Raw genomic sequence first — 15,651 nt, forward strand, 5'->3', positions numbered from 1 at the left:
ACCTTAGCACAAATTATGGCAACTTACAAGTTGCTATCTGCTCTGCGTCCAACATCCTGTAGGAAACTACACGCGACAAAATATGATGCAGGTGCCTCTCACCGAGAGGAGGCAGGCACCCGGCACCATCAAATTCTCCTGCTCATGCGGTTCGGACCAACCTCACCTGAATTATATCACTGTTTCGCTGTTGAGCAATGGAAAAACAGGGCGGAGTTACTCTTCCGGGACACTAAGATTGCAGCGGATAGGCTCATTCAGCTAACGCTTTTTTTGCTCCAAGCAGGGCAAGCCTTTCCTTCAGCAGGGGCAAGTAACAACATTTATATTTTAATTGCCAGACTTGCAGCTTCCTCAATGGCATCGATTGCTTTTCTCGGCCTGGAGGCATCACCTATCACATACAGCTCCGGCACTTTTCCCTCCAGTTGTGGTTTTAAATCGTTAACAGATTTGGCGCCGACCGCAATTACGACGGTATCAAAACCTGTCAACTGCTTTTCCCGGCCGCCTTTTTCGACCTTAACACCATCCTGCAATATCTCGATTACTTTGGCGTTCGTCTCAATTCGGACCTCATGCCTCTTTAAGCGCAGAAGCAGGAAATGTTTTACCGATTCCTGGACATCTTCCGCAATTTCCGGCAGCGCTTCTACAATCGTCACTTCGTGCCCGTGTTCACCCAAAAAGTCTGCCGTTTCGCTGCCGACCAATCCACCACCGATGATCAAGACTTTTTTCCCTGCAGCTTTTTTGCCCAAAAGTATGTCAGTAGCAGTTACAACCTTTGGATTATCGATTCCGGGAATTTCCGGAATGCTCGGTTCCCCGCCTGTTGCCACGATGACGACATCCGGCTTTTCTGCCAGGACCTGTCCGGCATCAGCCCGAGTCCCAAATCTGAAATCAACCCCGCACTTTTTACCCATATAGGTGTAATAATTAATCGCTTTGGTCAAATCCTGTTTGGCGGGGGCGATGGCTCCCACTCTGAACTGGCCCCCGGGAGACTGCTCTTTCTCGAAAAGCACTACATGATGTCCGCGGGCTGCGGCTATCCATGCAGCTTCGAGGCCGCCCGGCCCCCCACCTACAATAACAACTTTTTTGGACTGCGCGGCGGGCTCGATTTTCATTTTGTATTCTCTACCGCAGAAGGGGTTCACCAAACAGGAACACTTCATTTTATCGGGGTTGAAGATATAGCCGATGCAGCCCTGGTTGCAGGAGATACAGGGTGATATCTCCTCGATGCGCCCTGCGGCAACCTTATTGGGCAGATCCGGGTCTGCGAGGGATTGCCTGCCCCAGGCAAGCAGATCTGCTTTGCCCGTCCGGATGGCCTGTTCGGCCAGGACGGGGTCATTGATTCTGCCAACAGCTATTACCGGTACTGACACCGCTTTCTTGATTTCAGCGGCATTTGATAAATTAAAGCCCGGAGCCACATCCGGAGGGGGTACGATATACGGCATGCTGGCATAAACACCGACCGATATATGCAGTGCATTTACACCCGCCTCTTCAACAATACTGGCAACTGCTATTGACTCCTCAATGTTCCTCCCATCTACTACTTTCTCATCGGCGCTCATCCTGAAGATAATCGGGAATGAGCCCCCAACCTTTCTGCGCACATTCCTGATGACCTCTACCGGAAACCTCATCCTGTTGTAAAGGGAACCGCCGAACTCATCTACCCGTTTATTGGTGTGCTGTGACATAAACTGAGCCACCAGATAGCCGTGGGCACCGTGAATTTCTATGGCATCAAACCCTGCTTCCCGGGCGCGTGCTGCAGCATCGCCGAACTTCTCAATCAATTGATAGACCTCTTCGGTAGACAGTTCACGCGGTGTTTCCCGGGTGACAAAACAGGGAACAGGAGATGGGGCCACAGGCTGCTCTCCTCCTAAGATAGCAGAGGATGTCTGGCGGCCCGCATGGTGAATCTGCACTGCAATTTTGGTGCCGTAGCGATGTACAGCATCTACCAGTTTTTTGAAACCGGGTATAAATTTATCGTCCCAGAGCCCCAATTGATTGGGTATAGCTTTGGCTAAAGGCTCTACTCCTGTTATTTCTACGATCAGCAGCCCCCAGCCGCCCTTCGCTCTGGCTTCCCAATAGGCGATTAATTCTTCGCTTACCGTTCCATCGGGGTTAGCCAGGTTGGTGCCCATGGGTGGAACAACAAACCTGTTGGCAACCTCCATAGTTCCTATTTTGATTGGAGAAAAAAGCAGCTGAAAATTCATTCAAATCACCCCGAATAATAGTTTTTTCGGGGTTATTATTCGTAAAACTGAAGTTTTTATGCTGGCCAGACTCCTGAGAAACAGGCAATCGTTGCTGGGTATACTGCAAAGCAGACCGTTCGCAAAAGTAAAAGTACACTACATTGCAGATCAGCCAGCATCGTCGGTGAACTGAACTGACATACGGAGGGGAGAGCCCCCGAATCGAATAAAAAAAAGTTCTGTCGAGCGAAAACACTCAAACAGAACTATAAAAAATAAGGCCGGAGGTAATGATATCAAACCGCTTCTCCCGACTGCACCAGCTGATTCTCCTCTTCTGCGGTCAGGATCTTGTTCAAATCGAGCAGGATCAGCAGCCTGTCCTCCAGTTTGCCGACCCCCTGCAGGTAATTTGCCGTTATCCCGGCAATAACTGCAGGCGGCGGTTCGATGCATGCCTGGGGCAGGCGCAGCACCTCGGAAACCTCGCTCACGATCAAACCGACCGTGTGACCGTGGATTTCCACGACGACGATCCGGGCCTCCTCGGTATACTGCGCGGCCTCCACCTCAAATCTCTTTTTCAGGTCAATGACGGGAATTACCCGACCCCTCAAATTGATGACCCCCTCAATGAAGGGCGGGGATTTAGGTACTCTGGTTGGCTTGCTGAAGTGAATGATTTCCTGTACCTGGGTAATAGGGACTCCGTACTCCTCGTCTCCTAGCCGAAAAACAACGAGCTGGATTTCCACATTTTCGTTCGCCATCTGTATACCCTCGAGAGGTTCACCCCCTATAATTTGATTTCTCTTATAAATTTCAATAGTTCTAACAAAAGCGGCCAATTCCTTCTTTGACCGGGCTTCAACTCCCGCTTCGGGCCAGGTAAATGAAAAGGCCGCCAGCGAGCGGCGCAAGGACTAGATATTGAACCTGATATTCAGAATATCGCCATCCTGAACGATATAGTCCTTTCCCTCCAGCCTGAGCAGACCCTTTTCTTTGACTTTGTTCATATCACCGAGCCTTTCCAGGTCCTCAAATTTAACGACCTCCGCCCGGATAAAACCTCTTTCCAGATCCGTATGGATCTTGCCGGCAGCCATGCGGGCGGTGGACCCCTCCTTGATGGTCCAGGCGCGCACCTCGTCCTCTCCGGCAGTAAGAAAGGATATCAGGCCAAGATGCCTGTAAATTGCTCTGGCAACCCTGTTGATCCCCGGCTCCTCGATCCCCATCTCCCGGAGGAACACATCCCTTTCCTCCGCGTCGAGCCGGGCGATCTCGGCCTCCAGCGCCGCACAGATTGTGAGCACCGGTATCCCTTTGGTCGCGGCGTACTCCCACACCTCCGCCTCGCCAGGGAAGTGCCCCTGATGCATCTGGTCTTCGTCGATATTTACCACGATGATCATGGGCTTCATGGTTAAAAAGCCGAGGGAGCGCACGGCCTTCCACTCTTCTTCGGTAAGCCCCGCTTCCAGCAGCGGCTTCTCCGCCTCGAGGGCCTCCTGGCAGCGGCGCAGGGCAGCCTGCTCAACCAGCGTCGCCCCCTTAACTTTCTTGGAAGCAGCAATCCGTTCCAGCCGGGTCTCTACCATCTGCAGGTCGGCCAGGAACAACTCGACGTTGATGGTATCCAGGTCACGCACCGGGTTCAGGGTCCCATCAACATGGGGAATTGCTTCGTTGCGGAAGGCACGCACAACGTGGATCAGGGCATCCACATCCCGCACCGCGGCCAGGAAAGCAGCACCTGCTCCCCGGTTTAATCCGGGAACGTCGATCACCTCCAGGGTGGCCGGCGTAACCTTCCGGGGATGATAAAGCGACGCCAAAAAGTCCAGACGCTCGTCAGGGATTCGGGCCAGGCGGGCGTTGGTCTTGGTGCGCCCGGCAAAGGTCGAAGTTTCCTCTTCGGATTGGGTCAGGACATTAAAAAGTGTGGTTTTGCCGACCAAAGGCAGCCCGACAATACCGCAGGTCAGGGCCATTCCCTGTTCACCTCAACACAACTTAATTCTACAGAATTACCAGGAATAAACAATCCCCCAAAATATCTATTGGAAGCTAAAACAGCAGAACCGCCCTGCTGAGCAGAACGGAGTAGCGCGGCGGCCGCTCTGCCTTAACAGGCCATCTCTAACCGAGCTTCTGCGCCGCTTCCTTTAACATGCGGCGGATGGGCAGGTTGTAAGGGCATCTCTCTTCGCACTCACCGCATTCGAGGCAATCCTCCGGTTTGGCCTTCAAGGCACGGTAGCGTTCGACTGCCCATTCCTTTAATCCGTACCTGGTGTAGTAGCCTTCAAACAGAAACACCGACGGGATGTCGATTCCCTGCTGGCAGGGAAGGCAGTACTCGCACCTCCTGCAGAACTGCATCCCCAGGCTGGCCACCTCGCGCTGCAATTCCTCCCTCTCGGCAGCGCTGAGAGGCAGGGGATTGCTTCCGACGGCAGCATTCTCTTCTACCTGCCGTACGGAGTCCATTCCGGGAATGAGAGTGGACACCGGATATTCCAGCAGATATCGCAGGGCAAAGTTAGCGTTACTCAACGCACCTCCGGCCAGGGGCTTCATAACGATCGCCCCGACACCGGTTTCCGTCGCCAGATCTAAGAGCTCCCGCACGCCGTTGGTTTCGACTGCATTGAAGGGAAACTGCACAGTCTCCACTTCACCCGTTTTCACGACCTTAATGAGCAGCTCTTTAACATGCCCAGTAACTCCGATATGCTTAATCTTCCCCTGATCCCTGGCCTCTTTCAAAGCGGCCAAGGCCCCGTCGGGCTTCAGGACCTTCTCCAGCGTCTCCTCGTCTTTGATGTTGTGCATCTGATAGAGGTCGATGCAGTCCACACCCAGGGCCTGCAGGCTCTTCTCGATGTCGGCGGCCATCCCTTCCCGGTCTCGCGCCATGGACTTCGTGGCAATGATCACCTTATCCCGGTGCTCTTTCAGAGCTACTCCCAGCTTCTCTTCACTATCCGTGTAGCCCCTGGCAGTATCGAAGAAATTGATGCCCAGCTCCAGAGCGCGGCCGACCACCTTTTTCGCTTCCGCGCCGTCAATCCTTTGAATGGGAATCCCTCCAAACCCTACTAAAGAGACCCTGTACCCTGTTCTTCCCAGTTCTCTGTACTCCATTTTTGACCTCCAATCCAATAAATGGTAGATAACGCCGATCAGCTAAATCTAAAGCTTCTCCCGCTCACGGATCTTCATGAACTCTTTCGTCTCGGCGACAACGACCCCTGAGAGGGCCAAGAGAGCGATGAGGTTGGGAATCGCCATCGCCCCGTTGAAAACGTCGGCGATATTCCAGACCAGCGACAGCTGCCAGACGGCCCCAAAAAACACGGTGATGCTGAAGATCAGCCGGTAGGGGAGCAGCCCCTTGTAGCCCACCAGATAGTAGAAGCACTTCTCCCCGTAATAGGACCACCCCAAGACCGTGGAGTAGGCGAACAAAATGAGTCCTACCGTGACGATCAGGCTGCCGAAGCCGGGGAGAAAGTATTCGAAGGAACGGCTGGTGAGGGCGGCAGCCTGCGCCTGATCAATGGAGGAATAGAGGCCAGCCATGACCAGGGAAATGCCCGTAATCGAGCAAACAACAATGGTATCCAGAAAGGTGCCGCTCATGGAGACCAGGGCCTGCCGGCACGGATGATCGGTTTTGGCAGCGGCAGCCGCTATCGGGGCCGAACCCAGACCGGCCTCATTGGAAAAGACACCTCTAGCAACACCGTAGCGGATTGTGGTGCCCAAAAGGGCGCCAAATCCCGCCTCTTTAGAGAAAGCCTCGCTAAAGATCAACCCCAAAGCTTGAGGAAGTAGATTAACATGGGTGATCAGGATATACAGGCCTGCCAGGATGTAAAAAACGGCCATCAAGGGGACCAGCATACCGGCGACTCTCCCGATGCTCTTAATACCTCCAAGAACGACCAGGGCGGTCAGAATGGCCAGGACAATTCCCGTAGCCCAGTTGGGCACGCCAAAGGTGTCGTATACTGCTCCGGCCACAGAGTTTACCTGCACCAGGTTCCCGATACCGAAGGAAGCCACAGTACCAAAGAGGGCGAACAGAACGGCCAACCACTTCCAGCCCAGGCCGCGCTCGATGTAGTACATGGGGCCACCGGCCATTTCCCCCTTTTCATCGATAACGCGGTACTTAACAGCCAGCACCGCCTCACTGTACTTAGTCGCCATTCCGACGAGGGCAGTCACCCACATCCAGAAGACAGCACCGGGCCCCCCGATGACGACGGCAGTGGCCACACCCACGATATTCCCGGTGCCGATGGTTGCAGCCAGTGCGGTCATCAGGGCTTGAAAATGGGAAATATCCCCTGTGGAGAGGCGGTCCTGCCGGGCTGGCGAAAAGGCCAGTTGGAGTGCGTAAGGCAAGGTAGAAAATTGCATCAACCGCAGCCGTATAGTAAGAAAAAGGCCTGTCCCAACGAGTAAGACCAGCATCCAGGGCCCCCAAACAAAATCGCTTAAAAGACCGACAATATCGCTCAATGCTTCCATGGTACCGATTTTCCTTTCCCTTACAAAGCGTATATTTATCGTGTATAATCGATACTTCCATCGTCACGGCCAACGCCTGGATACCAGGCACAGCCGCCTTAAGCGGCGGCCCAAACAGCCGCCCATTCTAGCTAAAATTTACTGCAGAACATCTTCTTATAGTATAACAAAAACATTTTCCTTGTGGAGAAAAATAACAAAAAATATGCGGCAGGTAATCCTCTTACCTTGCCGCAGCCTCATCCGTTAATATGATCCCCTTCTTCTGAGCAGTTCCCTGATCAAAAGGATCAGGATCAGCGGCCTCAGCAACCCTCCCCTTCCCAACTGCTCGGCGGCATATTCTCTTTCCGGATAATCACTGCTATGATCCGCCAAAACCTTTCTGTAAATATGGTCGGCCATCCGCTCCACACCCGCTCGCGACGGATAGGGGTATAATTCGGGATTCGAGGGATTGTCGTGCATTTCGCACATCTGCTTGATCATCGGGTAGAGGCGGTAATATATTTCGGGGTACATGGAATCCAGGGGTTCAACCGGATAATGCATGCCCAGTTGATCACCGATTGGCTCCACAGTGCCACCACCTCCTTGGGGAATGAACAACTCTTTTTCATAATATTGTTAACCGGTCGAACTGTTACTTTCCAGAAACATTATTTCCCGCTTGGAAAAGCCGGTCACCGGCGTCTCCCAGCCCCGGTACAATAAAGGCCCTTTCATTCAGACCGGGATCAACAGAGGCGGCAACGATCTGAGTGCCGGGAAACTCCTTCCGCACCCTGTTGATGCCCTGCTCCACCGCCAGGGCACAGACGAGAGTAACCTGCTCTTCTCTGTAACCCTTTGCGGTGATCATCTCCAAAGCCAGGACACTGCTGTTTCCCGTTGCCAACATCGGATCGAGCAGAAAGACATGGTCAAAATCATCCGGTGCAGCAGGAACGGCGTCCAGGTAGGAGCGCGCCTTAAGTGTATCCTCGTCCCGGGCAATCCCGATGTGAGCAACCCCGGCTCCAGGCAGCAGCGTAAGAAAAGCTTCGACAAATCCCAGCCCCGCCCGGAGGATGGGAACCAGCAGCAGCCTTTCTTCAACAACGGAGCAAGACAATGCCCTCACACCGAGAGGCGTGATGACCGTCTCCCGCACTACATTCAGCCCTTCGGCGGCCTTAACGGCCAGCAGCACTCCCAACCGGAATAAAGCCCTGCGGAATTCGGAGCTTTTGGTCTCCCTGCTACGCAGCACCCGCAGGCAGCTTTCTGCCAGAGGATGTCTTAAAATCACGGGTTCTCTCAACATAACACCCGCCCGCCCTTTCTTCGTGGTATAATCGCCGTTGCGGCGTTAAAAAGCTTCTTCATCAAGTGTATTTTACCCGGAAACACCGCCCCGCTTTTTAGGGGCTTTCAACAAACAGAGGGGATCAAGTATAATAGCTCTGGATGCCGGTTTTAGAACAAAAACGAATCCAGAAGAGGAGGAAGGAAACACTTTGATTCAAATTATCACCGACAGCGCCGCCGACCTGCCGGACGAACTAGTCAAAAAGCATCGCCTGCGGATTGTACCTCTTACCGTCACTATCGACGGGGTAGAATACAGAGAAGGGATAGACATTACGACGGAGGAATTCAATAAAAAAATGGTCTCTTCCAGCACGCTGCCCCAAACCTCCCAACCGGCGGCAGCCAGCTTCGCCAGCGCCTTCCGGGAACTGGCCCCAAAAGGGGAACTCATCTGCATTACCATCTCCTCCAAGCTGAGCGGAACCTATCAGTCCGCTTGCCTGGCCAGGGAGATGTCGGGCTGCGATGTGGCCGTTTTTGACAGCCAGGCGGCAACCCTGGGACAGGGGCTGCAGGTTATCAAAGCGGCCGAACTGGCGGAAAAAAGGCTGTCGCGGGAAAGCATTATTGAAGAGCTGAAGCGCTACAGAAACAACATGAACATTTACATACTCCTCTACACCCTGGAGAATATCGTCAAAGGGGGTAGATTGAGTAGGTTTCAGGGCGCCCTCTCGAAGATTTTGAACATCAAGGTTCTGCTAACAGGAGTAGAAGGGAAGGTAGTTATGCTGGAAAGAATCCATGGGAGAAAGAAGGCCCTGCACCGGCTGCTGGAGAGAATAGCTGAAAAGCTTCAGGACGCGCATAACTGCTCCCGGCGCTTTGGCATTTCCCACTGCCAAAACCTTGCGGACTCCGAATTTCTAAAAGAAGAGATCAAGAAAAGATTTCCTTCCTCCGAGGTCATTATCAATGAAATGGGGCCCACGATCAGCACCTATGCCGGGCCCGGAGGATTGGTTCTCTCCTTTTAAAATCGGGAATAAAAGAGGTTGCCTCCCTCAATCGAATAGGTGATCAGACCCCTGTCATTAAGGTACTTTATGAATGCCGAAACGGTTGATAAGAGCAGGTGGTATTCCATCAGGTTCAGCTTTAAGTCATTCATTAACACCAGTTTCTTGAGAACATCCTCCCTGCTCAAGGGGCGGTCGAGAAGCTTGAGGATTTGCTGCAGATACTTATCTATATTGGCCAGGTTTCTGGCAATCAGTGACGCCATTTCCTCCCGGGAAATTATCCCTTGTTCGTCATGAGCGATCAGAAAAGAGCCGGCTTCGATTTCCCGCAGGTAGTTTAAGGTCTCCACGCTTTCCTCGACGTCGAAGAGATAGGGGAGGGAGTATTTATCGAGGGTGCCGTGGCCGAAAACGGAGTCCCCGACAAAACAAACCCTCTGGGGAGTGATGACCCCGATCTGCCCCCAGGTATGGCCGGCAAGAGGGATTATTTCAAAGGTTTGATCCTGAAGCCGGATGGAGCCCTCCTTCAGGACGACATCTACCGGGAAGCGCCGGGGGCTGCGCTCCAGGCCACGCAGGGGTTTGGCCGAATAGAGCATCACGGCCAGCAGGAACGGGTTTTCCATGAAGATCTTTTCCTTTGCCGAAGCGCAAACCAGGCAGTCGGGATAAGCCTTCTTCAAGTAAATATTTCCGCCGCAGTGGTCAAGGTGGGCGTGGGTGTTGATGATGTATTTCAAGTGCAGGCCGTTTGCCGTCAGCACTTCCTCGATCCTCTTTGCCCTGCTGTTGTTGATTCCGGGATCGATGAGCAGGCACTCTTTGTTCTCGAAGACATAAACACCGCTGTTGGTAGGACCCGGAAGGTAGTATGTACTCCCCTGGATTCTGATGAGATCCACTTTCAACACCCTGTTCAATCATAACAGATTCTGATCACGAACGACAATCCTTGATGAGGGAAAGGAGGCAAGCAAGTGCCGATAACAACCGTCCTCTTTGACCTGGACGGCACCCTGATCGATTCCATTCCCCTGATCAAGCTCAGCTTTCAACACGTTTTTGAAGAAATGGAAATTCCTTGGGGGAATGGCGAGGTGCTGAAAACCATCGGCCTCCCTTTAAGGGATGTGGCCGCCTTTTATGCCGGGGAACGGGCGGCGGAATTCCTGGAGATCTATGCCGAATTCCAGCGGAAGAATCAAAAAAGGCTGCTCAAACCCTACCCCGGGGCGGAAGAAACCCTCTCCAACCTGCAAAAAATGGGCTGCCGGATCGGCGTGGTTACATCCAAACGCCGCGGCCCCACCCAGGACGGCCTTTCTCTGACCGGCCTTGAAAGATACCCGGAGGTGGTGGTCACGGTGGAGGATATCAAGCGGCCGAAACCGGACCCGGACGGCATCCTCGTCGCTCTCGAAATCCTGCAGGCGCTTCCTGAAGAAGCCGCCTATATCGGTGACAGCGTCTACGATATCCTGACGGGGAAAAATGCCGGGGTTACCACGGTCGCCGTGGCCTGGGGAATAGCATCTGAAGAAGAGCTCAAAGAGAAGAAACCCGATTTCTTCGTCCGGTCCTGGGATGAATTGAACCGCCTCTGCGCAGCTTTGTTAACAGGCGAGCGAATACCCGCCGGATTAGATTAACGATAGGGGATTGGATCTCTTAAAAACCGCTGCTGAATCTCCGCCGGACGGTGCCGTCGGCCATACCCTTTTTCATGTGGACCGATCGTTAACTAATCGTAATCGCTCCAGACTATTAAGAACTTAAAAAAAGAATTCACGAACTGCAAACGGTTGACTTACAGAGCAAATAAGGGCAAAATAAAGACAGAACGGGAAAAATCATAAAAACTAAATATAGATATGGATGATAGAGGCGCGGCATTTAAGAGTACCTCTGCAGAGGTAAGCACGATGAAGCACAGGGAAAGGAAATGCCGCCGAAGTGTACACCCGACGCTTTAAGGGTGTATGCTGGGCCTGCACAGAATATGTGCAGGACTGTCACAAATATCATCAAATTGTGGAGAGCTATCATTCAAAGTGGAACACACCTACCGTGAGAAGCCTTGAGTGAGACGCTCAAGGCTTTTATCTAGGATCTGCTAAAAAGATGGCCTCCCAAACGGCCATCTTTATCATTATCTGCAAAAGGAGGGATTCCCGGAAAGAGCACAAAGCAAGTGAGCAATCCGTCGCGTTGTTCTGAGCATTATTCTCATGAAGGGAGGCGAAAGTCCTGTGTTTCGGCAGCCATGCCCGCTCGTCAGAGAGCGCCGGAGGTGTCCGGGAAACCAGGAGCATATGAAGAGAAGAATTCTGCTCATGAGCGTCTTTTTCACATTCCTGTTTTTACTGACCACCGCTGCCTGTGCCTTTGCTGCGGAGAGCGACCCTGCGGCTGCCAACGCTCAGAGGTATGGGTTCTGGACGCTGCTGCCGCCGCTTTTAGCAATTGTCCTGGCCTTTATCACGAAAGAAACCGTCCCCTCTCTATTTCTAGGCGTTTTTTCTGGAACTTTCTTACTGGAACTGAACGGCTTCAACGTCTTCGAGGCATTATTTAAGGGTTTTCTCCTCTTTGTGGACAAGGTCTTATATGCTCTGGCCGATCCCTGGAATGCCGGTATCGTCCTGCAGTGTCTGGCCATCGGCGGTGTTATCGCACTGGTTCAGAGAATGGGCGGCGCCAGGGCGGTGGCCGAAGCCCTGGCCAGAAGAGCAAAGGGCCCGCGGAGCGCCCAGATCGTCACGTGGCTGATGGGAATATTTATTTTCTTCGACGACTACGCCAACTCCCTCATTGTAGGCCCGGTCATGCGGCCGGTTACCGACAGGCTGCGGATTTCCCGGGAAAAGCTCTCATTTATCATAGACTCCACGGCAGCCCCGATAGCCGGTATCGCTCTCATCTCCACATGGATCGGCTACGAGATCAGCCTGATCAAAGACGCTTACGCTTCCGTCGGACAAGCAGTCAACTCCTACGCCATCTTCTGCGCCAGCATTCCCTACCGCTTTTACAACATCCTGATCCTGGCGTTCATCCTTTTCATGGCCTTATTCTTGAGGGATTTCGGGCCGATGCTGAAAGCCGAGCGGAGAGCAAGGGAGACCGGCAAAGTGCTTGATGACAACGCCAAACCGATGGTGTCGACCGAAGCCACGGGACTTGAGCCCCGGCCCGGGCAGAAGACAAGCATCTGGGATGCCATCATCCCGATCGGCGTCCTGATCTTCGGCTCTCTCTTCGGTTTTTATTTCAACGGCCACGGAGCCATTATGGGTGGTGAGGACGAGCAGCTAATCCACCTCATCCAGACCGCACCCCTTTCCTTCACCGCCATCAGGGAGTGCTTCGGAGCCGCTGACGCCAGTGTGGTCCTCTTCCAGGCGGCCATCTTCGCCGGCATCGTGGCCATGGCCATAGGGGTGGGCAAAAAGATCTTTACTCTGGGAGAGGCCATCGAAACCTGGGTTACAGGAGTGAAATCACTCGTCATCACCGGAGTTATTCTCCTTCTGGCCTGGTCGCTGGGAGGGGTCATCAAAGAACTGGGTACTGCCATCTATCTGACCCGGATACTCTCTGACGCCATTCCACCCTTTACATTGCCGGCTCTGATCTTCGTCCTGGGTTCTCTGATCTCCTTTGCCACAGGTACCTCTTACGGCACGATGGGAATTCTCATGCCTCTGGTCGTCCCCCTGGCCTACGCGATCAATCCCGAGAGCGGATATGTCATCATGTGCGTGGGAGCGGTGCTCACCGGAGCCATCTTCGGTGACCACTGCTCACCCATATCGGACACAACCATCCTCTCTTCCATGGGAGCCGCCTGCGATCACATCGCTCACGTCAACACCCAGATGTGGTATGCCCTGGTAGTAGGAGTGTTGACCCTCGTCTTTGGGTATCTTCCCGTGGGACTGGGAATCCCCGTTGCCATTGTCCTGCCTGTATCCATTATCCTGACCGGGTTAACGGTTTACTTCCTGGGTCAGCCGGTGGAGAGCAAGGTCCCGGCAGAGGTTCTGGAAGGGCGACTGGAAACGGCAGCCCAAAAAGAGGAGTAAGAGAGACCTATCTCCTGACATCTTAAGCACCGGCCCCAGGCAAAAGAGGGCCGGTGCTTTATTGAGAGACCGGCAACACCGGGGTGCTCCTACCTCTCGATCTGCTTCCCCAGGGTCAAGGCTGCCAGGAGCTGCTGGCCTGAGGCCCTCCGGGGCAGGGATAGTGTAGTAACCGCAATCTCATTGACGGGAACCGCCGCCAGGGTGCCGTCAGGATTCCTCTTTTCCCTGTCCCCATAATAGGCGATGGCATGGATCACGTAATACTCATCCCGGTGCCTGCCCAGGTAAAGCATCACATGCCCCGGCATGTGCAGGGTCGCTCCGGGAAGCAGCCGATCGAGCAGGCGTTTCCTCTCTCCCTCACCGGCATTTGCAAAGAAAACGCCCTTCCCGGGCACGAGCTCCTGCTCCCTGGAGTTCCGGGGGAATTGAAACCCAAAACTGCGGTAAACATCCCTGACAAAGGCCGAGCAATCCCGCAAATTGAAGCGCCCACCCCAGCTGTAGCGCTCCCCCAGCATCTTAAAGGCCTGCCTGATTATGCCGGCACGGGTATAGGACAAATAGCCCTCGGAGACGTCAGCAACCCGGGGCACGAGGGCGAGTTTAAAGGCCAGCTCCCCGTTTTTCCCCCTTACCGGCAGCTTCACCACATAGTTGCCCGCGGGTGAATGGTTGTCGACCGCCTCCGGGATCTCTTCCGGTGCGGCAAGAGGAATCCGGGAACCCATCAAAAACTCCAGTTCCGAAACCTCCGGTGAACAGGGGTTGTATCCCAGCCTCAACCTGCTCCCGGTAACCACCAGAAAGGATTTACTCTCGAGGTAATCAAGCCAGGCCTCCCTGCTGCGGGCAACGGCCAGGTCGGCAGCAGCCACCCAGCCCCTGGAAAAGGAGGCCTGCACAAAGAACCATTCCCCACCGGCGCTCTCATGCAGGACGATCACCGGCTCTGCCGGGTCGAGGGCGGTTTCCTGAAAGAGATCGAACTCCCGCTCCTCCGGGCGCTCGGTGATCATCGCTGCTGCAGGAAATGCCCTGATGCCGGTGGGCCTCACCGTGCAGGCATAGTGCACCCTGTTAACCTCTCTGATCCCCTGCAGGTTCATCTCCCGCGACAGCTCTTCCCAAAAGAAGGCCCCCAGCCGGCGCCCCCCAAGATAAAGCTCCCTGTCCGGCTGCTTCCTTTCTTCCAACAGCCGCTTTAGCTCCTCTCCGGCCATCTCCTCAGGGTACGACGCAAGATCCAGGACAATCCCGGAAAGCCTTCTCCTGACCTCCAGATTATAGGCCGCAATCTCCCCTTCACTAAGGATAATCCCATCGGGGTCGGGCAGTTTCCGGATCCAAAACTCCGGCGTCAGTACTTCTCCGGCAGGCAGTGGAGACTTAGAGCGGCTCCGGCCGGAAGCAATACCCCTGTGGTGGCCGCAGAGGGAGAACCCTTCTTTCATCAGCCCCTACCTCCTGGAAAAATCTTCACCCCTGTTTTAAATTATGACCTAATGCTATAATTTATTTATTGCGCACTGAGGTGATCATGATGATGAACATCAAAAAAGCGGTTGCCACAGGGTTGCAGGAAGGACTGGATACAACCTGGAATCTGGCGAAATTGATCATCCCGATCTACTTCGTCATTACCATTCTGAAAAACACCCCTTTCTTATCCATGATCGCCTCCTTTTTTCAGCCTGCACTGGGGCTGGCAGGGGTACCTGGAGAAGCTGTCGTAGCCCTGATCATGGGGGCGTTCGTCAACGTCTACGCAGCCATCGCCGCCCTTTTGCCGCTCGTGCACTCTCTCCCTTTGAGCCCCAAGCAGATAACCATCATCGCCACAATGGTGTTGATCTGCCACAGCATACCCATGGAAAGCGCCGTCAGCCAGAAAACGGGGGTTCCCTTCTGGCTGGTGACCGTACTGCGACTTGCCGTTGCCTTCATCATGGGAATATTATTGAATAAGGTGATGTAGCGAATGGAAGCAATTCTCAAAGAAGCCCTTACCGGCAGTATTAACAGCATGCTGAAGATCGCCTGTATCGTCATTCCCTTAATGGTCGTCATGGAGCTCGCCCGCGAGGCCGACCTCCTGGAAAGATCGGCGAAGCTGTTCAGGCCCTTAACCGCTCTCCTCGGGGTCTCCCCGGCCGCCACCTTTCCCCTCCTCGCCGGCCTCGTTTTCGGGCTGGTTTACGGATCGGGGCTGATCATCCGCTCTGTGAGAGAGGGGAAAATACCCGCCGCAGAGAACTACCTGCTGAACATTTTTCTTAGCATTTGCCACGGCATGATCGAAGATACCCTGTTATTCCTGGCAGTCGGGGCCAGCGCAGTTGTGATCATCGGCGTCAGGTTAGCAGCAGGAGTGGCCATCACCAGACTCCTGGCATGTTTGCTCATCCGAAGGAGCCACCCCACACAGAGGCTAGAATTGGGATAGAAAGGAAGGAA

General features: G+C 53.9%; 14 protein-coding genes and 1 riboswitch. Of the genes, 5 read left to right on the plus strand and 9 right to left on the minus strand.

The genetic code is table 11. From position 1 onward, the window contains the following. Positions 1-323: 323 nt before the first annotated feature. The 7 genes from TPH_RS09240 to upp all read right to left on the minus strand — a co-directional run bounded on the left by TPH_RS09240 (position 324) and on the right by upp (position 8,094). Positions 324-2,258 (minus strand): oxidoreductase, encoded by a 1,935-nt coding sequence (locus TPH_RS09240; protein ID WP_015050933.1) that lies wholly within the window; start codon positions 2,256-2,258, stop codon positions 324-326. Between the two features lie 278 nt (positions 2,259-2,536). Continuing rightward, on the minus strand, positions 2,537-3,010 hold the full coding sequence (locus TPH_RS09245; protein WP_015050934.1) for a chemotaxis protein CheW: 474 nt from the start codon (positions 3,008-3,010) through the stop codon (positions 2,537-2,539). Between the two features lie 153 nt (positions 3,011-3,163). After that, positions 3,164-4,237, minus strand: a complete 1,074-nt coding sequence (ychF, locus tag TPH_RS09250) for a redox-regulated ATPase YchF (protein ID WP_015050935.1) — start codon at positions 4,235-4,237, stop codon at positions 3,164-3,166. A 148-nt stretch (positions 4,238-4,385) separates the two neighbouring features. After that, positions 4,386-5,393: an aldo/keto reductase gene (locus TPH_RS09255; protein ID WP_015050936.1), complete on the minus strand. Its 1,008-nt coding sequence runs from the start codon at positions 5,391-5,393 to the stop codon at positions 4,386-4,388. 48 nt (positions 5,394-5,441) lie between these two features. Beyond that, a complete protein-coding gene (locus TPH_RS09260) occupies positions 5,442-6,788 on the minus strand; it encodes an alanine/glycine:cation symporter family protein (protein ID WP_015050937.1) in 1,347 nt (448 codons plus the stop codon). Between the two features lie 246 nt (positions 6,789-7,034). Beyond that, positions 7,035-7,367: a hypothetical protein gene (locus TPH_RS09265; RefSeq protein WP_015050938.1), complete on the minus strand. Its 333-nt coding sequence runs from the start codon at positions 7,365-7,367 to the stop codon at positions 7,035-7,037. Between the two features lie 64 nt (positions 7,368-7,431). Then, complete coding sequence (gene upp, locus TPH_RS09270; RefSeq protein WP_015050939.1) at positions 7,432-8,094, minus strand: uracil phosphoribosyltransferase; 663 nt, start codon at positions 8,092-8,094, stop codon at positions 7,432-7,434. Between the two features lie 193 nt (positions 8,095-8,287). Here upp and TPH_RS09275 point away from each other — a divergent pair, with 193 nt between their 5' ends. Beyond that, on the plus strand, positions 8,288-9,118 hold the full coding sequence (locus tag TPH_RS09275; RefSeq protein ID WP_015050940.1) for a DegV family protein: 831 nt from the start codon (positions 8,288-8,290) through the stop codon (positions 9,116-9,118). On the opposite strand, the gene TPH_RS09280 is transcribed toward TPH_RS09275, so the two are convergent. Beyond that, the gene (locus TPH_RS09280) at positions 9,115-10,008 is read right to left on the minus strand and encodes an MBL fold metallo-hydrolase (RefSeq protein ID WP_015050941.1); all 894 of its coding nucleotides are present in this window, start codon (positions 10,006-10,008) and stop codon (positions 9,115-9,117) included. The genes TPH_RS09275 and TPH_RS09280 overlap by 4 nt on opposite strands. A gap of 75 nt (positions 10,009-10,083) precedes the next feature. Between TPH_RS09280 and TPH_RS09285 the strand changes: the two genes are divergently transcribed. Continuing rightward, positions 10,084-10,755 carry an HAD-IA family hydrolase gene (locus tag TPH_RS09285; RefSeq protein ID WP_015050942.1) on the plus strand — a complete coding sequence of 224 codons (672 nt, stop codon included), beginning with the start codon at positions 10,084-10,086 and terminating at the stop codon, positions 10,753-10,755. A 222-nt stretch (positions 10,756-10,977) separates the two neighbouring features. Further along, a riboswitch (Lysine riboswitch) is annotated at positions 10,978-11,156 on the plus strand. 262 nt (positions 11,157-11,418) lie between these two features. Continuing rightward, positions 11,419-13,191: a Na+/H+ antiporter NhaC family protein gene (locus tag TPH_RS09290; RefSeq protein ID WP_028990912.1), complete on the plus strand. Its 1,773-nt coding sequence runs from the start codon at positions 11,419-11,421 to the stop codon at positions 13,189-13,191. 89 nt (positions 13,192-13,280) lie between these two features. Here the strand turns inward: TPH_RS09290 and TPH_RS09295 are convergent, their stop codons facing one another. Next, positions 13,281-14,648, minus strand: a complete 1,368-nt coding sequence (locus TPH_RS09295) for an SH3 domain-containing protein (RefSeq protein ID WP_015050944.1) — start codon at positions 14,646-14,648, stop codon at positions 13,281-13,283. Between the two features lie 86 nt (positions 14,649-14,734). On the opposite strand from TPH_RS09295, the gene TPH_RS09300 reads away from it, so the two are divergent. Continuing rightward, complete coding sequence (locus TPH_RS09300; protein ID WP_015050945.1) at positions 14,735-15,172, plus strand: nucleoside recognition domain-containing protein; 438 nt, start codon at positions 14,735-14,737, stop codon at positions 15,170-15,172. 3 nt (positions 15,173-15,175) lie between these two features. Further along, the gene (locus tag TPH_RS09305; protein WP_015050946.1) at positions 15,176-15,640 is read left to right on the plus strand and encodes a nucleoside recognition domain-containing protein; all 465 of its coding nucleotides are present in this window, start codon (positions 15,176-15,178) and stop codon (positions 15,638-15,640) included. Positions 15,641-15,651 lie beyond the last annotated feature (11 nt).

It is taken from the genome of Thermacetogenium phaeum DSM 12270 (genome assembly GCF_000305935.1).
Taxonomy (GTDB): Bacteria; Bacillota; DSM-12270; order Thermacetogeniales; family Thermacetogeniaceae; genus Thermacetogenium; species Thermacetogenium phaeum.